This window comes from Pantoea sp. X-Soil-TKNS-1280 (assembly GCF_059730475.1).
In genome coordinates, this window is sequence record NZ_AP035962.1 from 2,630,839 (window position 1) to 2,651,458 (window position 20,620).

The following is a 20,620-nucleotide window of genomic DNA, read 5'->3' on the forward strand; positions in this document are numbered from 1 at the left end:
TTTCAGGGCCGCCTGTGCAGGCGGACGGGCAAAGGTCCGAGGGCGCGGACCTTTGCAATCCGCGCCCTGCGGCGTCCTCGCGCAGCGCTACGCGCTGTCCCCTCGCTTATCACTCAGGCCGTACGGACCGCGCGGATTCGCCATCCCTGGCTCATGCCGCCCTCTCGCCGCATCCATGCGGCTCGTCCTGGCCTTCCCTCTGCACTCGGCGCTGCGAATGCCGCCCACACCCCCGTCTGAAAGACCGCAGAAAAAATAAAAAGCAAAAAGGAAGAGGCTGAAAAGCACAAGTCATACAGCGGGGGGGGGGGGGTGAGCGCCATCCGAACTCGCTGAGCGCGGGAACGATTCCAGGATGAGCCGCATGGATGCAGCGTGTAGCGGCGCGATTTATCGCGCGAAAAAGCCGCCTCGGTACAAAAAATACGCGCGATAAATCGCGCCGCTACAACCACTCACGCAACTGAGCGAGCGTATCCGCCAGTGCGCCATCGTTATTGAGCGGAAAACTATGGGCCGGGAGCGGCTCAGCCGCACGCGCCAGCCGACGCGCAATCTCCGCCTCGCTTTCGCGCCCACGCTGCCGCAGACGCATCGCCAGTACCTCGGGTGACACCTGCAACACCAACGGCAGCAGCTGGCTGCCGTAGCGTTGCTGTGCCACCGGCAGATGCAGCCGCGAACCATTGACCAGCACGTTAAGATCGCGTGCCAGCCAGTGGTCGATTTCTTCACCCAGACCATAGCTAAGACCATGCGCCTGCCAGCTAAGGGCAAACAACCCGAGCGCCTCACGCCGCCGAAACTCCGCTTCGCTCAGCGCCACATGGTTCTCACCCCCGGCATCCGCCGGGCGTGTAATGTAGCGATGGGCGATCACCAGACGCTCCGGCGGTGCTTCGCGCAGCGCGTTGAGCAGGCTGTCTTTCCCCGAGCCGGATGGGCCAGTCAGCCAGATCAGACGCGCCATCAGAACACCAGCCTGCCCTGCGACCACACATGACGAATATGCGGATGACCGTGATCGGTGTGCGCCAGTACCAGGTCGGCACGTAGTCCTTCGGCGATGGTGCCGCGATCCTGCAAGCCGATGGCTCGCGCCGGATTACGTGTCACCAGCGCCACCGCCTGCGGCAGTTCCAGCGTGTTGCGTTCATCCGCCGTCAGGCGGAACACCGCATCCAGCAGGCTGGCTGGGTAGTAATCCGAGGAGAGGATATCCAGCAGACCGGCACTCGCCAGCTCCCAGGCTGCCACATTGCCGGAGTGCGAACCGCCGCGCACAATATTGGGCGCGCCCATCAGCACCTGCATTCCGCAGGCACGTGAAGCAGCAGCGGCTTCCAGCGTGGTGGGGAATTCGGCAATCGCACTGCCGACGTCGTGAGATTCGGCCACGTGCGCCGCCGTGGCATCATCGTGGCTGGCAATCGGAATACCACGCGCCCGGCACATCGCCGCAATGGCGTTGCGGTTCGGCTGTGACCATTCGGCCGCCAGCGCCAGCTGTTCGCGTTCAAACTCGTCCATTTGCGCGTCATTGAGCTGATATTTGCCCTGATAATAATCGCGGTACTTCTCCAGCGAGGCGTACTGACGCTGACCTGGCGAGTGATCCATCAGCGACACCAGCGACAGTTCCGGCGTGCTGACCAGCGCTTCAAACAGCGTCAGCGTGGTGTGATAAGGCAGTTCACAGCGCAGATGCAGCTGGTGATCGACGCGATTCAACCCTTTGCGATTGCTGTCGCGGATGGCGTCGATCATCTTGTTGAGGTTATCGAGGCGATGACCGCCGTCACGCACATCACCCACGCCAATCGCATCCAGCACCGTGGTAATACCGCTGGCAACCATCAGCGCATCATGGCTGCTCATGGCGGAATGGGCAGGCCAGTCCACTTTCGGACGCGGAGTGAAGAATTTGTCCAGGTTGTCGGTATGCAGCTCCACCAGCCCGGGCAACAGATACGCCTGTTCGCCATCCAGCGCGCCAGGTTGCTGGCTGTTGCTGTCGCTAAAGCTGGCGATACGCCCCTCGCGGATCTCCAGCGATCCGGCCACCACTTCATTTTCCAGCACCAGTCGGACGTTATTGACGATCATGCTTCTGCTCCTGTTTGTACCGGCTGCATGACGTGCAGGCGATCGGCCACGCGACTGCGCACCGCTTCGTCATGAAAAATACCAACGATGGCCGCACCGCGGGCGCGCGCCTGTTCAATCAGTTCCACCACTGCCGCGCTGTTGGCGCTGTCGAGGGAAGCGGTCGGTTCATCCAGCAGCAGCACCGGATAATCAGCGATAAAACCACGCGCGATATTGACGCGCTGCTGCTCGCCGCCGGAGAAGGTTGACGGAGCCAGTGACCACAGGCGTTGTGGCACGTTCAGGCGCGTCAGCAGCTCTTTGGCGCGTTTCTCGCAGAAGGCGCGCTCCACACCACGCTCCAACAGCGGCTGCATCACGATTTCCAGCGTCGGCACACGCGGGATGACACGCAGAAACTGGCTGACCCAGCCAATGGTATTGCGGCGAATGGCAAGGATCTGGCGCGCCGGTGCCTGCGCCATATCGATCCATTCCCCGGCATGTTGCAGCCAGATATGGCCGCTGTTGGCCTGATAGTTGCCGTACAGCGCACGCAACAGCGTTGATTTGCCGCTACCGGAGCGGCCATGCAGCACCACACATTCGCCCGTGTTGACTTCCAGACTGGCGTCCTGCAACACCGGCAGCGCCACGCCGCTCTGGTTGTGCAGCACAAAGGTCTTACACAGCTTCTCCACGCGCAATTGCGTATTCATGGTTGACTCCGCCATTAGTTGAGCACCGAAGAGACCAGCAGTTGTGTATAAGGGTGATGCGGATCGTCCAGCACCCGATCGGTGAGGCCGCTTTCCACTACCCTGCCCTGTTTCATCACCAGCAGACGATGCGCCAGCAGGCGTGCCACACCGAGATCGTGGGTGACAATCACCACTGCCAGATTGAGTTCGCGCACCAGGGTGCGCAGTAAATCCAGCAGACGCGCCTGCACCGACACATCCAGCCCGCCAGTGGGTTCATCCATAAACACCAGCGAGGGCTGGGTGACGAGGTTGCGTGCAATCTGCAAACGCTGCTGCATCCCGCCGGAGAAGGTGGTCGGCAGGTCGTCGATGCGACCCGCAGGGATCTCCACATCCTGCAACCAGCGCATCGCTTCGGCGCGGATATTGCCGTAATGACGCTGTCCGACCGCCATCAAACGCTCGCCGATATTGCCGCCCGCTGTCACCTGCGGACGCAGGCCGTCGAGCGGATGCTGATGGACCACGCCCCATTCGGTGCGCAGCAGGCGGCGTCGGTCGCTCTCGCTCAGCTGATACAGGTCCTGATTGCGATAAATAATGTTGCCCTGCTGCGGCGCTAAACGCGCCGACAGGCTGCGCAGCAGCGTGGTTTTGCCGGAGCCGGATTCACCGACAATCCCCAGCACTTCGCCGGGATAAAGTTCAAAGCTGACCTCCTCAAAGCCTTTGCCAGGCGCGTAAAGGTGAGTGAGGTTATTGACCGCAAGCAGCGGCTGTTCACTGTGCATGCTGTTGTTCCTGCTGCTGGTGGCAAAAATCGGTATCGGAGCAAACAAACATGCGCGTACCGGCGTCATCCATCACCACTTCATCGAGATAGCTGTGACGTGAACCGCACAGCGCACAGGGTTGATCCCACTGTTGTACGCTGAATGGGTGATCGTCGAAGTCGAGACTTTCCACTTTGGTATACGGCGGCAGCGCATAGATGCGTTTCTCACGCCCGGCACCAAACAATTGCAGCGCGGGCATCATATGCATCTTCGGGTTGTCGAATTTGGGGATCGGTGAGGGGTCCATCACATAGCGATCGTTGACCTTCACCGGGTAAGCGTAGGTGGTGGCGATATGGCCGTAGCGGGCGATGTCTTCATACAGTTTCACCTGCATGATGCCGTACTCTTCCAGCGCGTGCATGGTGCGGGTTTCGGTCTCACGCGGCTCGATAAAACGCAGCGGTTCCGGGATCGGCACCTGAAAAATCAGCACCTGATCCTCCTCCAGCGGCGTCTCCGGGATGCGGTGACGTGTCTGGATCAGCGTGGCATCCACGGTGCGTTCCGTGGTAGCCGCACCGCTGACACGCTGGAAGAAGCGACGGATCGACACCGCGTTGGTGGTATCGTCTGCGCCCTGGTCAATCACCTTCAGCACGTCCTGATCGCCAATGATGCTGGCGGTGATCTGAATCCCGCCGGTACCCCAGCCATAGGGCATCGGCATTTCGCGTCCGGCAAACGGCACCTGATAACCCGGGATGGCGACCGCTTTGAGGATGGCGCGGCGGATGGTGCGTTTGGTTTGCTCATCCAGATAGCCACTGTTATAGCCGCTCAGTTCACTCATCATTCTGCTCCTGATGCTGTTGGCGCAGCCGCTTGAGCAGCTCCAGCTCCGCCTGGAAATCGACGTAGTGCGGCAACTTCAGGTGCGAGACAAAGCCCGCGGCTTCAACGTTGTCGGCGTGGGCCAGCACAAACTCTTCGTCCTGCGCCGGGCTGGTGATGCGTTCCTGATACTCGCGGGTTTGCAGCGCGCGATCCACCAGCGCCATCGCCATCGCTTTACGCTCGGTACGGCCAAATACCAGGCCGTAACCACGGGTAAATTGCGGTGGGTTATCGTCCTGAGAGGCGAAGCCGTTGACCATCTCACATTCGGTCAGCAGGATTTCGCCAATCTCAATCTCGAAACCCAGCTCTTCCGGGCAGATGGCGACGCTAAGATAGCCAGTACGGATTTCACCGGCGAACGGGTGGTTGCGGCCATAACCACGCTGGGTCGAATAGCCCAGCGCCAGCAGAAAACCTTCATCACCGCGCACCAGCTGTTGCAGACGCGCGGCACGCGATGCCGGAAAAGAGGGCGGTTCACGGGTGATATCGCACGGCTCGCTGCCATCATCTTCCTCACGCGTGGCCAGCCCTTCGGCGGTCATCATGCTGAACATATGCGGGCAATGCTGCGGCAGCACCTGGTCACCACGCGGCGCTGACGGGGTTTCACCGTTCGCCAGCAGGGTAAAATCCAGCAGGCGGTGGCTGTAATCATAGGTTGGGCCAAGTACCTGGCCGCCGGGCAGATCTTTGTACACTGCCGAAATACGACGCTCGATACGCATCGCATCGGTGTCTAACGCCAGGCTGTCCGCCAGGCGTGGCAACGTGGTGCGATAGGCGCGCAGCAGGAAAATCGCTTCGACTAAATCGCCGCTCGCCTGCTTGATCGCCAGCGCCGCCAGCTGCGGATCGTAGATGCCGCCTTCGGTCATCACGCGATCCACCGCCAGACCCAGCTGCTCTGCCAGCTGGTCACACTGCAGCTCCGCCAGCGCACGATTGCCACGACGTAAATCGGCCTGTAATTGATGGGCGCTGGCTATCGCCTTTTCGCCCCCTTTCACCGCCACGTACATCAGCACACCTCCACGTCAGTGGTGCGCGGCAACGCCATCATCGCTTCGCCACAGGTGAAAATCAGATCGACGCCCTGTGGGAACGGATGCGGGCGCTCACGCAGGTAATGAAGAATCGCCGCAGGCAGCTGAGGGGCGATGGCACGCGGTTCACGCAGACCCGGACCAGACAGACGCAGCGTCAGGCCACCGTTCAGCGATGGCACTTCAATAATCAGCGTGGTGCTTTTTTCTGGTGACAGGTTATCACCAGCAGCGAAGTGCGCCGGATCAGGGTTGGCGCTGGCATGGGTCAGGGCGAAGGGAGCATCGCGCTCGCTGACAATCGGTACACCGGTATGGAAACGCAGGTTGCTGCGCAGGATCTCGTTATCCATCTTCTCATCCAGCCACAGGGCGCTTTCCTGATCGACCAGCGTCAGCAGCACCGCCGTTGCCGCCGGTGACAGATCGCCCCAGCCCTGGGCCAGCGGCAATGCCACCATCACGCCCGGCTCACTCATCGCTTTCAGAATGCGACGGAAAGCGCGCTGCGCATCAGCCACCGGATGGTTAAAACTTGCCAGTAATGTCATCAGTTATCTCCGCGAACCAGCGTAAAGAAATCCACTTTGGAGCTGGCGATTTCGCGTGCGCGCAGCTGACGCTGCTCTTCACGCAGGGCCGCCAGCGGGGCAATTATTTTTTCTTCGATCAGCGCCTGGGTTTCCGGCTGCTGTAATAAGGCATCGATCAAGGCGCAACGCTCGGCATGGGCTTTATCGCGTCCCAGCACATAGCTGAACCCGAGGGTACCATCGTGCAGTTTCACCACTGCACGCGTCACCGTGGCATCGCCCATCACAAAGCGCTTGCCACTGCCCCCCATGCGCGCCTGCAAACGGGTCAGACCGGTTTCTGCCGGACGCACCCGTTCAAAGCTCGGGTTGAGTCGGAGCTGTTGCCAGTGAGCGTCAAGCTGGCTGGCTTCACTATGAGCCAGCACCGACATCCAGTGCTGACGGGCCGTAGGTTGTTTCATTAGTGCTCCAGGGTCAGTTCAATCATGTCGCCACGCGTCAGGCTGACGGAGTATTCCGCTACCTGGCCGTCGCTGTTTTTATTCAGGGTACGTACGCACAGCACCGGCGACTGCAAAGCAATCTCCAGCTGCTGGCACTCTTTGGCCTGTGCACGGCGGGTGCTGATGCGGGTCTGCGCGCGGGTCAGTTGCAGGCCGGCATGCTGCTGTAAATAGTTATGCAGCGAACCGCTGTGGAACTGTTGCATCACCGGCCACCAGCTCAGCTCAGACAGGTAATGGTTGATGACGCAGACCGGTACGCCATTAACGCGACGCAGGGTACGCAGGTGAATAACGCTGTCCCCTTCCCTGATGCCGAGGGCGCTGGCGACGTCACTACTGGCTGGACGCAGCACCGCCAGCAGACGTTCGCTGGTAGGATGGCTGCCCTGCTCCAGCAGGTTCTGAGTGAAACGGGCCTGAGCATGCAGTGGGTAGTCATACGGACGCATCAGCACCAGGATGCCGACGCCATGACGCCGTTGCAGCAGCCCTTTATTCACCAGCTCGTCTACCGCACGGCGCAGCGTGTGGCGATTGACTTCGTAATGTGCCGCCAGCTGTTGTTCAGAAGGCAGGTAATCGCCGCAGCGATAATGTTCCTGTAGCGCCTGCTCCAGTTGGGCGGCGACCGCCTGGTACACAGTGGTCGGATGTCTGGATATCTCCATCACCATCAATACCTCGCTCGCGTAAGGTTGTGGAATCGCAGCCAGAGACGCTGCGGGATGCCGACTACCTTGACGCAGGCAAATGACAACTCCGTGACGGCTCAGTGACGCACTGATGAATTTGCTTTAAGGCAGCAGGATGCGAGTAATTCAGACGGGAATTTAATAAAAAATTTTTAACTGTTGCCTTTGTGATGCTGCTCAAAAAAATACCGGTTATTTTCACTTCATTTACGCCCCCCTTGCGCAATGCAGCTTTTCATACTTCTGCTAAGTTAAAACATGACACCTCCTTGTTACGCGAACTTTAAAATGATTAATGCAATCAAACTGTCAGACGGTTTTCGGCGCAACTTTGTGCGTGAAGTGATCCTGCCGTTAGTGGCGATTCTGGTGCTGACCTTTGCCGGTGCCGGTGCTGGCCTGTTCTGGGGCACCCGCCTGACCAATAACGAAGCGCAGGAACAGCAGCAACGCATGATTGAGGCTTCGTTTGACCAAAGTCTGACGGAACATTTGCGCCAGCTGCGCAGCCTGACGCGCTGGGCACCGCTGGCTAATCAGCTGGATTTGCCGCAGCCGGATCAGGGCTGGCTGGATGAGAATGTCGGCAACTGGCTGTATGAAATGTTCGACCATGAGCTGGTCCTGATACTGGGGCAGGATAATCAACTGCTTGAGGTGTGGCGTAATGGGCAGCAGGTGCCGGATCGCCAGGTGGGGCCACAGGTACAGGCGATGCTCAACAGCACGCTGCTGCTCACCAGTGCCCCTTCCGCAGATCGCGCCGATTTTGTGCGTATTGGCGATCGCGCCGCCTCAGTTGCGGTGGGTGATATCAGCCGTGACTCCCGTCTGGCTGGGCGCTATCGGCTGGTGAGCGTGAAATATCTCGATGACGGTTATCTGAACCGGCTGGCGACGCGCAGCCAGTTGCGACAGTTGCATTTCAGCAGCGGCACACCACAGCCCAATGACCGGGCGCATTATCTGCTGAACACGCAACAAGGCGATCCGGTGGGCTATATCAGCTGGGAGCCAGACCGGCCTGGCGCGCAGATGTTGCGCACCATCGGTCCGTCCACCCTGCTTTCGGTGGTGATGATTACCCTGGTCTGTCTGTTTATGGTCCGGCGTATCTGGACCTCATCATTAAATCTGTCCCAGTCGCTGCTGCGGCTGGGGGCCAGCGAGGCGCAGGCACAGCATCTGGCGTTTCATGATGTGCTTACCGGCCTGCCCAACCGGTCGCTGGTGGAAGACAGGCTCAGCCAGGCGCTGGCGATGGCCGCACGCTACGATCATCGCGTGGCGTTGTTGCTGATCGATCTCGATCGTTTTAAGAACATCAATGATACCTACGGTCACCACGCGGGCGATGATTTGATTATCGAAGTCGCGCATCGGCTGAGCGGCCTGGTGCGCGCCAGCGATACCGTTGGCCGCATCGGCGGAGATGAATTCATTATCGTGATGCCGGATGTGGAGAATATCGGCCAGGTACAGGCCGTGGCAAAACGCATCATCGACGCGCTGAGCGAGCCCTACCATTTGTTTGGCAGTGAAGCCTGGATTGGGGCCAGTATCGGCCTGGCACTGGCACCCAAAGATGGGCTGGATCGCCAGGAGTTGATGCGCAAAGCGGATATCGCGTTGTATGAAGCGAAAAACGGCGGACGCGGTCAGTATCGTCAGTTTGAGCGGGCGATGGATGAATCGCTGCGCACCCGCCAGCAAATCGCCGCCGATCTGCGCCACGCGCTGCTGCATTACGACGGTCTGGCGGTGTGGTATCAGCCGTTGATGGAGATCAGCGGCCAGCGTGTGGTGGGAGTGGAAGCGCTGTTACGCTGGCAGCATCCCACCCGTGGCGAGGTCGTTCCCGGAGAGTTTATTGCTATCGCAGAGGAAACCGGATTGATCATCCCACTGGGAGAATGGGTGCTGCGCGAAGCCTGCAAAACCTCGCTACGCATGCCGCAGCTGATCGTCGCTGTTAACGTTTCACCGGTGCAGTTCCGCGCCAGTGGTTTTGTCGAGCGGATGATTGAAATTGTCCAGTCCGAAGGGGCCGATCCGCAGCGCATGGAGCTGGAGATTACCGAAGGGGTGTTGATTGAGGATGAGCATGAGGCGCGCAACAATATCATCGCGTTACGCAATGCCGGTTTCCGCATCGCACTGGATGATTTCGGTACCGGCTATTCCAGCCTGAATTACCTCAGCACCTTCCCGGTGGACAAAATCAAGATCGACCGCTCCTTCACGCAGTCATTAGGGGTGGCGCAGAATTCGGCCGCGATTATTGAATCGGTGGTACGCCTCGGCCACGCCATGGGGTTAATGGTCACCGCCGAAGGGGTAGAAACCGAAGGCCAGATGAGCGCGCTGGCCGATGCCGGCTGTAACCAGTTGCAGGGTTATCTGTTCAGCCAGGCCGTGCCGATCGAGGAAATTGAAAGGATGGTGTGATTTTTAATTGCGCGATTTATCGCGCGGTAATGAGCAAACTTTACTGGAATCCATTACGCAAAAAATTAATCTAAAAATTAACCACCGCATAATTTCTGACAATATGCTCCCGCAACAAGGAGAGCAACATGTCACGTCGAAAGAATCTGCGCTTACCCTACTATGACTATAAATCAGCAGGGGCCTACTTTGTAACGATGGTAACTCGCCAACGTGCTCCACTGTTTGGACATATTGAAAACACGCAATTAATGAGTAGCCGCTTTGGAATAATTGCCGAACAGGAGTGGTCAATGTTGCCGTCACGCATAAATAAATTAAAGCTTGATGCTTTTGTTCTGATGCCAAATCATCTGCATGGCATCTTGTGGCTGGAAGAAAACAGACTCTGCCCACTTTCACGCATCATTGCGTTATATAAAGCAGGTGTAACCCGGCGTTGCGGGCAAAAAATCTGGCAATTTAATTTCCATGAACGCGTGATTCGGGACGAGCGAGAATTGTATTTTGTGCGGCAATATATTGAGCAAAACCCATTGCGCTGGGAATGGGATCGATATTATTTATAATTGCGCAATAAATCGCAAAAGATTGCGCGATAAATCGCGCCGCTACGGTACATTGCACGTATTTGTAGCGGCGCGATTTATCGCGCGTTTGTTATTACGACGGAAAATCCGTATCAATCGACGTTTGTTTCCATGCCTCGACCTGCGCCAGCCGTTCTTTCAGCTTATTGGTCACTGCGTCATAACCCCAGGCCCCCATCACCAGATGGCGCGGTGGGGTGGCGTTTTCGGTGATGGCTATCATCGCGCTAGCGGCGCGCGCCGGATCGCCCGCCTGGGTGCCGCTGTATTCAGAGGTGGCTTTCATACGCGCAGCGGCGGTTTCGGCATACTCTGGCAGCTTGCTCGGCGTCTGATGCAGTGAACGCCCTGCCCAGTCGGTACGGAACGGGCCGGGTTCGACGCAGGTGACGTGAATGCCCAGCGGGGCGGTTTCCAGCGCCAGCGAATCCGACCAGCCCTCCACCGCGTGTTTGCTGGCCGAGTAATAACCCGAGCTGGCAAACCCCATAAATCCGGCCACCGAGGTGATATTGATAATGTGGCCGCTGCGCGCCTGACGCATCGTTGGCAGGATGGCGCGGGTCAGCGCAAATAAACCAAACACGTTGGCATCAAACTGGGCACGAATTTCCTGATCCTCGCCCTCTTCTACCGAACTCTGATAACCGTATCCGGCGTTGTTGACCAGCACATCAATGGTGCCGAACGTCGCCAGCGCTTTAGCTACCGCAGCATCAATACTGGCCTGCTGCGTGACATCCAGCGCCACCGCCAGCGCATTGCTGTGCCCTTCAACCAGATCCTGCACTTTCCCCGGATCGCGTGCCGTCACCACGGTGTGGAAACCGCGCGCAATCGCCTGCTGTGCCAGTTCACGACCAAAGCCGGTGGAGCAGCCGGAAATAAACCATACGGGATGTTTTGCTGTTGCCATGCTGAGACTCTCCTGAAAAGGTCAGACGCCCGATGAACCTGCCATCGGGCAAAGAGGTTAAGCCTGGCAGGAAAGCCGCAACGGTTTTAGCGTGTTGTGCGTCATCAAATCATCATCGCCGGATAACGCTGGCGCAACTGGCTGAAGATGGCGTGCATCTGCGTCGCCATGCCCGTCTCTGGCTGGCTATCCGCTGCCACCGCCTTAAACACCTGATGCTTAAGAAAATGACGCCAGCCAACCGGTGCAGCCGCCAGGAAGCTGGTCAGCAACTGATAGCGTTGCGGTGTCCATATCGCTTCAAACGCGTCACGCGCCGCCCCGTGATCAAAGTGTCCGGCAGCAGGCTGGCGCATGGCATGACGCAGTTCAGCGGTCATGACCTCGTCAACCTGGTCATTGACGATCGCCACGCCATACTGCTCGCGGGCCGCCGCCAGACTGACGAAGCCGCAGCGTACATCCCGCAGTACCGCCTGCACATCACGATCCACTGCCAGACCGTAGCCCCCCGCTCCCGGACCGCACACCTCAACAATGTCCCCCGGCTGGCAGCGAATCACATCGGTGTTGCCATGTTCGAGGGTGTCACCGTCACGCAGGGTGCGGAAGTGCGACAAACCGCCCGGTGCGCCGCCGAGCACGCCCGCCGAGGCAAATACCGAACGATTACGGTTACGGGCGGTGACCAGCGTATCCGGGGCAAAAACCTCAAACACCATCTCGCTGGCTAAGCCGCCGCGATAACGTCCGGCACCGGCGCTGTCGGGCACCAGGCCATAGCGATGGAAATGGATCGGCACTTCCGCTTCGTTGATCTCAATCGGCGTGTTTTTCAGGAAGGCGGATAACCCACCAGATCCATCCGGGCCATCGTGACGTGGCGTACCGCCCGCACCACCGCCCACCGGACCAAGCGATGCCACTACGCTGCGGTTAGCGGCATCGCTGGTGCGAATATTCATGATGGAGTTGCCACCCGGCGAGTTGGCTGGCAGACGTTCGGGGATCGCCTGGGAAAATACGCCGATGGTGGCGATCTGCGACAGAGCACAGGTCAGCGAACGCATGCCCACTGCCGCCGGTGCTTCACAGTTCATCACCGTTCCCGGCGGCAGAATGGCGCGCGTCGGGCGCAGCGTTCCCGCGTTCAGCAACAGGTTACGGTCCAGCGTGGAGAGCACATAGGTGACCCCCACCAGCGCCAGCGGGTGGCGTTCGCGTCCACCGGTTGGCATATTCAGCGAGGAAGCCAGCTGTGGATCGCTGCCGGTGTAATCCAGCTCCAGCGTTTCCCCCTGCACCCGCAGGGTGATCGCCACCCGGCACGGGAAGCCCCCTTCGCCATCCTCGTCGGCAAAGTCGGCATAGAAATATTCACCGTCGGGAATGGTGGCGATAATGCTGCGCGCCTGGCGTTCGGCGTACTCCAGCATCCCCTCGATACCTTGCAGAAAATCCACCACCCCGAAACGGGCGATAATCTCGTGGATTTTACGCTCACCCACGTTTACCGAAGCAAGCTGGGCTTTGAAGTCACCCCAGTTCTGATCCGGTACGCGCACGTTGAGCCGCATAATGCGCGCCACTTCTTCATTTAACTCACCGTTACGCATGATTTTCAGCGGCGGAATGCGGATGCCTTCCTGCACGATATCGGTCAGGGAACGCGACAGCGAAGCCGGGACTGCGCCGCCCACATCAGTATTGTGAATATGCCCCACCACAAAGCAGACAATTTCCCCCTGATGAAACACCGGTTTCCAGATATGGATATCCGGCGAGTGGGTTGCCACGTTGCCCGCGTAGGAGTCGTTGGTGATGCAGATATCTCCCTCGTCATAATGCTCAATCAGGGTCAGCACCGGGCCGTAATCAATCCCGCTATACCAGGGCGCGCCAAAACTGCGCGGTGAGGCGAACGCCAGCCCGTCCCGGCTGACAATCTGGCAGGAGAAATCTTCCGTCTCTTTGACAAAAGTGGAGTGCGCGGTGCGCATCAGGGTAAACGCCATCGCGTCGGCCGCTGCCGCACAATAGTTGGCGAGAATTTGCAGGTTACGTCCGTCAATCGCCATCTTAGTGTGCCTCCCGTGGGGTAATCAGTAAGTTGCCAAACTCATCCACCAACACCTGCATGTGCGGTGGCACGCAGGTGGTGCAGTCATCCTGCGCGATAATCACCGGCCCGGTCAGCTGATGTCCGGCACGCAGGCTGGCGCGCAGCACCACATCAACCTGATGTTCTGCCCCATCAATCCACGCGCGGGTCTGTTGCGCCACGGCTACCGGCCCGCTGGCCGCAGCCAGACGATTCAGCGTGGGTTTGGGGGTCGGCGAGGCGATCACCAGCCGCAGATTGATGATCTGCACTGGCGCGCTGGCATCGCAATGACCAAACAGCTGCTGATGCTGGCGATCAAAGGCATCATGTAAGGCGCTGACATTGGCCTGCACCAGCCAGCACTCCTCCAGCATCACTTCAATTTCGAATGACTGGCCGCGATAGCGCATATCGGCGCTGTAGTGCAGGGTGAACGGCATCGCGCTACCGTGCTGATCACTCAGCCAGCCACGGGCGCGCAGGCTGAGCGCTTCCGCTTCTGTCGCCAGTTTATCCGCCAGTGAGGCATCCAGATCGCTGTACAAGGTACGGATAAAATCATTGCGGATATCCGCCACCAGTCCACCCAGCGCAGACAGTACTCCCGGGGTCGGCGGCACAATCACCCCTTTCATATTCAGTTCACGCGCCAGGAAGCAGCCCATCATCGGACCGGCACCACCAAAGGCGAGGAACCAGAATTCACGCGGATCGAGACCAAAACGTGACAGCAGGCCGCTGGTATCGCTGTACATGCTGGAAATCGCCAGTTGGATAGCGGTTTCCGCCGTCTCCTCCACCGGGATACCCAGGGTTTCCGCCAGCGGTTGCCAGGCAGCGCGTGCAGCGGCAACGTCCACCCTGACGGCGTTATAGCCCAGATCGCCGTGACCGATCATGCCGCAGGCGGCAAAGGCATCGGTAGCGGTCGGCTGCGTGCCGCCACGCTGGAAGCATACCGGTCCGGGCAGGGAGCCGGCGCTATCCGGCCCCATGTGCAGCACGCCCTGATTATCGATCCACGCCAGTGAACCCCCGCCCTGCCCGACGGATGTCACCGCCACCGAGGGGATATAGATCGGGAAATCACCGATGATTTCACCATTACCCTGTGCCACCTGGCCATCGATGATCACCGCCACATCGGCGCTGGTGCCGCCAATGTCGAGGCTAAGGATTTTTTCAAAACCGCAGGTGCTGGCGAGAAAGCTGGCGCCAATTACGCCGGATGCAGTGCCGGACAGCACCATCTGCACACATTCGCTTTTCGCCTGCTCCACCCCCATCACCCCGCCGTTGGATTTCGTGATACGCGGCGGTGGCGTCACGCCCATGGTGTTCAGGGCGCGCTCAAAGGATTCGAGATAATGGATCACCATCGGCTGCACATAGGCGTTAATGGTGGCGGTGATGGTGCGTTCATACTCGCGGATGATGGGCCAGATATCTGCCGAGCAGGAGGTCAGCAATTCTGGTGCCCGGTCATTGATAATCGCTTTCACTGCCGCTTCGTTATGGCGATTACGGTAGCTGTGCAGCAGCGCCACCACAATGCCCTGGCACCCTGCCGCCCGCGCGCCTGCAATCGCCGCCAGCACGCTGTCATGATCGACATCCTGCAACACGGCACCATTACGGTCGGTACGTTCTTTGATGGCAAACACCCGGTCACGGGAAATCAACGGCTCTGGTCGGCGTGAGAACAGGTCGTGGATATGCGGTATTTTCAGGCGCGCCAGCTCCAGCACATCGCAAAAACCCTCGGTAGCGAACAGCGCCAGTTTGACGCCGCGCCGCTGGATAACCGCGTTAATCCCCACCGTGGTGCCGTGGGTGAAGTAGTCGATTTGCTGTGGTGCGATGCCGTCACGTTGTTCCAGTTGCGCCAGTCCGGTGAGAATTTCACTGCCGGGCTGGTCGGGTCGCGATAACACTTTCAAGGTGTGAATCTGATTAGTCTGCACGTTCAGGACGGCGAAATCAGTAAAGGAGCCGCCAATATCTACGCCAACGCGATAACCCATGGTGTTTTCCCATTATCAGGAGAGAGGAAATTCCATCAGCTTGTGCGGATCCTGTACCACACGCCAGCCGAGGCGCTGGTACAGCTGATGGGCATCATTCGTCGAAAGCATCCAGCGGCGCACCGTTTGTAACTCCGGGTGCTCCCGCACACAGGTCGCCAGCCAGCTACCCAGGCCGTGGCCGCGCCAGTTTTCATCGATGATGACGTCACATAACCAGCCGAAGCGGGTGTAGTCCGTCACCAGCCGGGCAAAGCCAATTTGTTGATTTTGATGATAAAGGCCAAACGGCAGCGACCCGGCAATCGAGCGCTCGGTTTTCGCACGCGGCTGGCCCTTAGCCCAGTACGAACGCACCGCCAGCTGGTCATGAATCCAGTCAATATCAAGGCGCTGACGTTCGGTAGAGAGAGTGAAGTCATCGCGCTGCCACTGCTGAGCGGGGATGGTTAAGGCGTCCATGGCAACTCCTTGTAAAGGGGTGAATTGAGTTTAAAGGCGTTGGGGCAAGCATAACGGCTGAAGCCGGAGCCTGAACAACTAAGATAAAGGGAATTTTGTACGATGGAGAAATTTTATGCTGCTCAGGTAGGAGGCCAGACCGGGCCGGGGTGGTGGCGATCTTGTTCGCCGGTCGCTGGCTTGCCAGCAGCGGTTTGGCTCTGAGGGGGTTCTGCCCGCCAGGTAGCGGCGGTTTGGCTCCGCAGGGGGTCCGCCCGCCAGGCTTTAGGCAGTTTCAGGGCCGCCTGTGCAGGCGGACGGGCAAAGGTCCGAGGGCGCGGACCTTTGCAATCCGCGCCCTGCGGCGTACTCGCGCAGCGCTTCGCGCTGTTCCCTCGCTTATCACTCAGGCCTGACGGACCACGCGGATTCGCCATCCATGGCTCATGCCGCCCTCTCGCCGCATCCATGCGGCTCGCCCTGGCCTTCCCTCTGCGCTCGGCGCTGCGAATGCCGCCAACACCCCCGCCTGCACGCCCGGCGCTGTCTGCTTTGCGCGATAAATCGCGCCGCTACGGTACGTGCAATCCTTTGTAGCGGCGCGATTTATCGCGCAGGCAGCCATGGCGAAAGCACAGAAAAGCATTGATGTGGCAGCGGCGGCTGGGCGCCATCCGAACTCGCTGAGCGCGGGAACGATTCCAGGATGAGCCGCATGGATGCGGCGAAAGGCGGCGTTGAGCAGGAGCGAATCGACGCCGATCCGTCGGAAGTTGTAGCGGCGCGATTTATCGCGCGAAAAAGCCGCGAAGCGGCGAGGCAGGCGGCGCAAGGCCGGGGAATGCAAAGGGGGCGGCCTGGCCCCCTTTGCTCGGTCGCCGCACCGGCGATCTGAAACTGCCTTAGCCCAAGGCGAACGAAACCTTCCCGAAATCAACGAACCCAACGAACCCGCGTTAACGCGAAATCACACCCCAAACTCAACCGAATTCTGTTTCGCGATCAGCGACCTCAACGGCACACTACTTTTCATAATCGGCGACTTAATCACGATATAACTGAAATACTTATCGATGCCGATTTGCGCATCCAGCATCTTTTCAATCACTTCCTGGTAATGTTCAATACTGCGGGTAATAAAACGCAGCAAATAGTCGTAACCGCCGGTGATCAGATGGCACTCCATCAGCTCATCCACATCACGCACCGCGTTTTCGAATTTCATAAAATCTTCGCGGCGATGGCCGGAGAGCGTCACTTCGGTAAACACCGTCACCGAATCGGTAATTTTGGTGAGATTGATATGCGCTTCATAGCCGGTGATAAAACCCGCCTGCTCCAGACGTTTCACCCTTTGCAGGCAGGGGCTGGGTGAAAGTCCAACGGCGTCGGCCAGGTTGACGTTGCTGATACGGCCATCTTTTTGTAGTTGCACCAGGATGTTGATATCGATGCGGTCGAGTTTCATTAAGCCGTTCATAGCACCCCTCATTGTTGACCAACTGTGCAGGTTATCCCGATGGTATATCACGCTTTAATGTGGCTGCGCCAGCACTGACGCACGCCACGATTTTCGGGAAGCCTGAGAATAATTTCAGCAATATCAATGAGGAAGCCGGATTTATCCGAGTCGGCCACTGGCGCGTGCCAGCGCGATATCAAAGATATGTAGCGCTTCTTCCAACTGCGAATCCGTCGTCACCAGCGGTGCCAGGAAGCGGATAGTGCTGCGGTGCAGACCACATTTAATCAGCAACAATCCTTCCTGGCAGGCGCAGTCGAGGATCTTCTGCGTCATCACCGCGTCAGGGCGTTTGGTTTCGAAGTCGATAATTTCTACCGCCTGCATAAAGCCGACGCCGCGCACATCGCCGATACAAGCATATTTTTCCGCCAGCTGGTGCAGATGCGCATTAAGCTTGTCACCCAATTGATTGCTGCGCGCCAGCAGGTTGTCATTTTCCAGCAGATCGAGCACCGCCAGTGCCGCCGCACAGCCAAGCGCGTTGCCGCCATAGGTGCCGCCCAGACCACCCGGTAACGGTGCATCCATCATCGCCGCTTTACCCACCACGCCGGAGATGGGCAGACCGCCACCGAGGCTTTTCGCCACCGTGATCAGGTCCGGGGTGATACCCGAATGCTGGAAGGCGAACATTTTGCCGGTACGACCAAAACCGGTCTGCACTTCATCACAAATCAACAAAATGCCGTGCTTCTCGGTGACTCGACGCAGAGCCTGCATAAAGCTGGCACCGGCAGGCAGGAAACCACCATCGCCCTGCACCGGTTCGATGATGATTGCGGCGACGCGTTCCGGCGCAATCTGCACCGCAAACAATTGATCCAGCGCTTGCAGACAATCTTCGTCGCTCACGCCATAAAACGCGTTCGGAAACGGCAGTCGATACACCTCGCCCGGGAATGGACCAAAATTCTGTTTGTAAGGCTGACTCATCCCGGTCAGGGTACAACCGAGCAGGGTGCGGCCATGAAACGCACCGTCAAAGGCGATGATGCCAGATCGCTGGGTATGGGCACGGGCGATTTTCACCGCATTTTCTACCGCCTCCGCACCGCTGGTGAAAAACACGCTTTTGAACGGCTGACCATTGCCTACCAGCTGATTCAGACGCTGTGCCAGCTCGATGTAACCCGGATAGGCCACCACCTGGAAACAGGCGTGTGACACCAGGCCCAGCTGGCGGGTGACGGCATTAACCACCGCCGGATGGTTATGGCCGACATTAAGGACACCAATGCCGCCGACGAAATCAAGGTAGCGATTGCCCTCCACGTCCCACACTTCGCTGCCCTTTGCCCGCTCGATCACCAGCGGATGTGCGGTGACCACGCCACGCGGCACATGCTGCTCACGCGCGTCCAGTAACAGGCTGTTATCGGAATATGTTTGCTGTTCCGCCATGACATTCTGCATTTTTAACCCTCATCCACGTAACGTTCGGTTGGCTCAAGTATCGCAACCCATTGGTTTCTCACGCTGCCGTAATTGCCGGAGCAGCGGCATTTCCTGTTAAAATCGTCAGCCTTTCAGCAGGGAAATGCTTTCAGTATCCCCGGTTACGATCGATAACACCGACCATCGGTTCGCCGCGTTGATAGCGACGCAGATTGTCGAGCAACGCCGCCACCGCGCTGTCGGTTTGCGTCTGGCTGGCGATGTGCGGCGTCAGCCAGATGGCCGGATGGTGCCAGAAAGGATGCCCGGCAGGCAGCGGCTCAGGATCGGTCACGTCGATCACCGCCGCACTGAGCTGACCGCTCGCCAGTGCCGCCAGCAGATGATCGTCATTGAGCTGTGGCCCACGTCCCACCTGCACCAGCGCCGCTCCGCTGGGCAGCCGTGCAAAGAGTTCAGCATTGAGCAACCCGCGCGTGCTGTCGGTAAGCGGCAGCAGGCATACCAGAATGTCGCTATGGGCAAGGAAATCATCCAGCTGTTCGCTGCCATGCCAGCAGCGCACCCCGTCGATTTCACGTGGTGTCCGGCTCCAGCCCGCGCAGTGAAAACCGAGCGATACCAGCTGCTTCAGCGCAGCCTGACCGAGTTCACCCAACCCCATGACCCCGACCCGGCGCTCCCCGGCGGTATGTATTTTGTGGGTTTGCCACTGCTGTTCACGCTGCTGCTGGAAATAGCGCGGCATATCGCGATGCAGTCCCAGCACGGCAAAAGTGACGTACTCCACCATGCCCTGGGTCAGGCCGGGTTCGATCATGCGCACCACCGGCAGATCCGGCGGCAACGTACTGAGGTCAAACTGGTCAGCCCCCGCGCCTACCGACAGCAGCGCTTGCAGGTTTGGAAAGGTCGCCAGCACATCTTCCGGTGGCTGCCAGGCAATCAGCACCTCCACCTGCGCGGCATCGCCGATCTCTGGCCAGATATGCAGCCGGATATCCGGCGCGTGCTGCGCCAGCCAGCGTTGCCAGTGCGCCCCGCGCACCGGGTCCGATTTATAAACGATATGCATCAGGCCATCGCCTGGGTCATCAACCCGAACGCCTGCATCTCACCGACCTGCGGTGACCACGGCGTTCCCCGTATCATGGTGGTCGGTGCATCGACCTGATCCAGTCCCAGCGTTACCAGCCAGGCGGCCAGCGGCTGTGCACCATCGGTATCAATGCGGACAAATTCGCCGCCCAGCCCCTGCATCAGCGCGGCCACCAGCGCCTGCGCCACCGGCAGGTTCTGTGCAATCACCGGGCCAATCGCCCAGCCATGACCAAAACGCCGCAGGCTGGCAAAACCGTGGATACGCTGCTGCGCGTCCTGCAACATCACCGTCTGGCTATTGGCAATCAGCTGGTTGAGCAAACGCGGACGCCACATGCCATGCGCCTGGTGATCCAGTTCGGTCAGCAAATCCGCATCCGCCGGAGTAGCGTTACGCAGCGTCAGCCCGGTAGGGATAGTCACCTGCGGTACCGCTGCCAGCGCACGCGTCTGGTGCTGCTGGATATGGCCGGTCACGTTGAAACCGAGCTTCGCATACAGCCCTTTACCCATTTCCGTCGCGTGCAGGCGTACGTTGCAGCCAGGAAATTTCTCCAGCAACGCCAGCATCAGCTGTTTGCCAACACCGCGCCCCTGGAACTGGTCATTGACGATCACCAGCCCGATGGTGGCGGACTGCTCTCCCCAGCGCCAGCCGATGGCGCTGCCAAGGTAAGCACCGTCTTCCTCCGCCACCACGCCTTCGCCCAGTTGTTGCGCCTGCAACCAGTCTTCGCGCCGGTGCGGCCACTTCAGGTTTTGCGTCATGGCAAAACCCTGTTCAATGTCGTCCGCCGTCATCGCGCGTAATGTGATACTCATGTTGTG

General features: G+C 59.1%; 19 protein-coding genes. 2 read left to right on the forward strand and 17 right to left on the reverse strand.

The window, feature by feature from the left end:
* Positions 1–445 precede the first annotated feature (445 nt).
* From phnN to phnF, 9 genes are read right to left on the reverse strand one after another with little or no spacing between them, the layout of a single operon-like run.
* Complete coding sequence (phnN, locus tag AC6I8X_RS12280) at positions 446–970, reverse strand: ribose 1,5-bisphosphokinase (protein ID WP_313690193.1); 525 nt, start codon at positions 968–970, stop codon at positions 446–448.
* Entirely contained in the window at positions 970–2,106 is a 1,137-nt protein-coding gene (gene phnM / locus AC6I8X_RS12285; RefSeq protein WP_208715557.1) for an alpha-D-ribose 1-methylphosphonate 5-triphosphate diphosphatase, read from the reverse strand. Before phnM ends, phnN begins: the two co-directional genes overlap by 1 nt.
* Entirely contained in the window at positions 2,103–2,807 is a 705-nt protein-coding gene (gene phnL, locus AC6I8X_RS12290) for a phosphonate C-P lyase system protein PhnL (protein ID WP_299449510.1), read from the reverse strand. The genes phnM and phnL overlap by 4 nt, the downstream gene beginning before the upstream one ends.
* Before the next feature lie 14 nt (positions 2,808–2,821).
* The gene (phnK, locus tag AC6I8X_RS12295) at positions 2,822–3,583 is read right to left on the reverse strand and encodes a phosphonate C-P lyase system protein PhnK (RefSeq protein ID WP_084875754.1); all 762 of its coding nucleotides are present in this window, start codon (positions 3,581–3,583) and stop codon (positions 2,822–2,824) included.
* On the reverse strand, positions 3,573–4,421 hold the full coding sequence (locus tag AC6I8X_RS12300; protein WP_084875755.1) for an alpha-D-ribose 1-methylphosphonate 5-phosphate C-P-lyase PhnJ: 849 nt from the start codon (positions 4,419–4,421) through the stop codon (positions 3,573–3,575). Before AC6I8X_RS12300 ends, phnK begins: the two co-directional genes overlap by 11 nt.
* The gene (locus tag AC6I8X_RS12305) at positions 4,414–5,490 is read right to left on the reverse strand and encodes a carbon-phosphorus lyase complex subunit (RefSeq protein ID WP_497839870.1); all 1,077 of its coding nucleotides are present in this window, start codon (positions 5,488–5,490) and stop codon (positions 4,414–4,416) included. The genes AC6I8X_RS12300 and AC6I8X_RS12305 overlap by 8 nt, the downstream gene beginning before the upstream one ends.
* A complete protein-coding gene (phnH, locus tag AC6I8X_RS12310) occupies positions 5,490–6,065 on the reverse strand; it encodes a phosphonate C-P lyase system protein PhnH (protein ID WP_497839871.1) in 576 nt (191 codons plus the stop codon). Before phnH ends, AC6I8X_RS12305 begins: the two co-directional genes overlap by 1 nt.
* Complete coding sequence (gene phnG / locus AC6I8X_RS12315) at positions 6,065–6,511, reverse strand: phosphonate C-P lyase system protein PhnG (RefSeq protein ID WP_313690152.1); 447 nt, start codon at positions 6,509–6,511, stop codon at positions 6,065–6,067. Before phnG ends, phnH begins: the two co-directional genes overlap by 1 nt.
* Entirely contained in the window at positions 6,511–7,224 is a 714-nt protein-coding gene (gene phnF / locus AC6I8X_RS12320) for a phosphonate metabolism transcriptional regulator PhnF (RefSeq protein WP_497839872.1), read from the reverse strand. Before phnF ends, phnG begins: the two co-directional genes overlap by 1 nt.
* 312 nt (positions 7,225–7,536) lie before the next feature.
* On the opposite strand from phnF, the gene AC6I8X_RS12325 reads away from it, so the two are divergent.
* The gene (locus tag AC6I8X_RS12325; RefSeq protein ID WP_497839873.1) at positions 7,537–9,696 is read left to right on the forward strand and encodes a putative bifunctional diguanylate cyclase/phosphodiesterase; all 2,160 of its coding nucleotides are present in this window, start codon (positions 7,537–7,539) and stop codon (positions 9,694–9,696) included.
* Positions 9,697–9,824: 128 nt separating this feature from the next.
* Positions 9,825–10,265, forward strand: a complete 441-nt coding sequence (locus AC6I8X_RS12330; protein ID WP_497839874.1) for a transposase — start codon at positions 9,825–9,827, stop codon at positions 10,263–10,265.
* 94 nt (positions 10,266–10,359) lie between these two features.
* Here AC6I8X_RS12330 and AC6I8X_RS12335 read toward each other — a convergent pair whose 3' ends face one another.
* The 8 genes from AC6I8X_RS12335 to AC6I8X_RS12370 all read right to left on the reverse strand — a co-directional run bounded on the left by AC6I8X_RS12335 (position 10,360) and on the right by AC6I8X_RS12370 (position 20,614).
* Positions 10,360–11,202: an oxidoreductase gene (locus tag AC6I8X_RS12335; RefSeq protein ID WP_313689055.1), complete on the reverse strand. Its 843-nt coding sequence runs from the start codon at positions 11,200–11,202 to the stop codon at positions 10,360–10,362.
* A 104-nt stretch (positions 11,203–11,306) separates the two neighbouring features.
* Positions 11,307–13,280, reverse strand: a complete 1,974-nt coding sequence (locus AC6I8X_RS12340; protein WP_313689053.1) for a hydantoinase B/oxoprolinase family protein — start codon at positions 13,278–13,280, stop codon at positions 11,307–11,309.
* A gap of 1 nt (position 13,281) precedes the next feature.
* A complete protein-coding gene (locus AC6I8X_RS12345; protein ID WP_497839875.1) occupies positions 13,282–15,330 on the reverse strand; it encodes a hydantoinase/oxoprolinase family protein in 2,049 nt (682 codons plus the stop codon).
* 15 nt (positions 15,331–15,345) lie between these two features.
* Positions 15,346–15,792 (reverse strand): GNAT family N-acetyltransferase, encoded by a 447-nt coding sequence (locus AC6I8X_RS12350; protein WP_299449501.1) that lies wholly within the window; start codon positions 15,790–15,792, stop codon positions 15,346–15,348.
* Positions 15,793–16,738: 946 nt separating this feature from the next.
* Positions 16,739–17,251, reverse strand: a complete 513-nt coding sequence (locus tag AC6I8X_RS12355) for an Lrp/AsnC family transcriptional regulator (protein WP_021182786.1) — start codon at positions 17,249–17,251, stop codon at positions 16,739–16,741.
* A gap of 141 nt (positions 17,252–17,392) precedes the next feature.
* Entirely contained in the window at positions 17,393–18,709 is a 1,317-nt protein-coding gene (gene gabT, locus AC6I8X_RS12360) for a 4-aminobutyrate--2-oxoglutarate transaminase (RefSeq protein ID WP_313690437.1), read from the reverse strand.
* Between the two features lie 130 nt (positions 18,710–18,839).
* Positions 18,840–19,766 (reverse strand): 2-hydroxyacid dehydrogenase, encoded by a 927-nt coding sequence (locus AC6I8X_RS12365; RefSeq protein ID WP_497839876.1) that lies wholly within the window; start codon positions 19,764–19,766, stop codon positions 18,840–18,842.
* Positions 19,766–20,614 carry a GNAT family N-acetyltransferase gene (locus AC6I8X_RS12370; RefSeq protein ID WP_497839877.1) on the reverse strand — a complete coding sequence of 283 codons (849 nt, stop codon included), beginning with the start codon at positions 20,612–20,614 and terminating at the stop codon, positions 19,766–19,768. The genes AC6I8X_RS12365 and AC6I8X_RS12370 overlap by 1 nt, the downstream gene beginning before the upstream one ends.
* Positions 20,615–20,620: the final 6 nt, after the last annotated feature.

Bases quoted from the DNA above. Each gene is read 5' to 3' on its own strand.
- phnN (WP_313690193.1), bottom strand. From the start codon at position 970: ATGGCGCGTCTGATCTGGCTGACTGGCCCATCCGGCTCGGGGAAAGAC.
- phnM (WP_208715557.1), bottom strand. From the start codon at position 2,106: ATGATCGTCAATAACGTCCGACTGGTGCTGGAAAATGAAGTGGTGGCC.
- phnL (WP_299449510.1), bottom strand. From the start codon at position 2,807: ATGAATACGCAATTGCGCGTGGAGAAGCTGTGTAAGACCTTTGTGCTG.
- phnK (WP_084875754.1), bottom strand. From the start codon at position 3,583: ATGCACAGTGAACAGCCGCTGCTTGCGGTCAATAACCTCACTCACCTT.
- AC6I8X_RS12300 (WP_084875755.1), bottom strand. From the start codon at position 4,421: ATGAGTGAACTGAGCGGCTATAACAGTGGCTATCTGGATGAGCAAACC.
- AC6I8X_RS12305 (WP_497839870.1), bottom strand. From the start codon at position 5,490: ATGTACGTGGCGGTGAAAGGGGGCGAAAAGGCGATAGCCAGCGCCCAT.
- phnH (WP_497839871.1), bottom strand. From the start codon at position 6,065: ATGACATTACTGGCAAGTTTTAACCATCCGGTGGCTGATGCGCAGCGC.
- phnG (WP_313690152.1), bottom strand. From the start codon at position 6,511: ATGAAACAACCTACGGCCCGTCAGCACTGGATGTCGGTGCTGGCTCAT.
- phnF (WP_497839872.1), bottom strand. From the start codon at position 7,224: ATGGAGATATCCAGACATCCGACCACTGTGTACCAGGCGGTCGCCGCC.
- AC6I8X_RS12325 (WP_497839873.1), top strand. From the start codon at position 7,537: ATGATTAATGCAATCAAACTGTCAGACGGTTTTCGGCGCAACTTTGTG.
- AC6I8X_RS12330 (WP_497839874.1), top strand. From the start codon at position 9,825: ATGTCACGTCGAAAGAATCTGCGCTTACCCTACTATGACTATAAATCA.
- AC6I8X_RS12335 (WP_313689055.1), bottom strand. From the start codon at position 11,202: ATGGCAACAGCAAAACATCCCGTATGGTTTATTTCCGGCTGCTCCACC.
- AC6I8X_RS12340 (WP_313689053.1), bottom strand. From the start codon at position 13,280: ATGGCGATTGACGGACGTAACCTGCAAATTCTCGCCAACTATTGTGCG.
- AC6I8X_RS12345 (WP_497839875.1), bottom strand. From the start codon at position 15,330: ATGGGTTATCGCGTTGGCGTAGATATTGGCGGCTCCTTTACTGATTTC.
- AC6I8X_RS12350 (WP_299449501.1), bottom strand. From the start codon at position 15,792: ATGGACGCCTTAACCATCCCCGCTCAGCAGTGGCAGCGCGATGACTTC.
- AC6I8X_RS12355 (WP_021182786.1), bottom strand. From the start codon at position 17,251: ATGAACGGCTTAATGAAACTCGACCGCATCGATATCAACATCCTGGTG.
- gabT (WP_313690437.1), bottom strand. From the start codon at position 18,709: ATGCAGAATGTCATGGCGGAACAGCAAACATATTCCGATAACAGCCTG.
- AC6I8X_RS12365 (WP_497839876.1), bottom strand. From the start codon at position 19,766: ATGCATATCGTTTATAAATCGGACCCGGTGCGCGGGGCGCACTGGCAA.
- AC6I8X_RS12370 (WP_497839877.1), bottom strand. From the start codon at position 20,614: ATGAGTATCACATTACGCGCGATGACGGCGGACGACATTGAACAGGGT.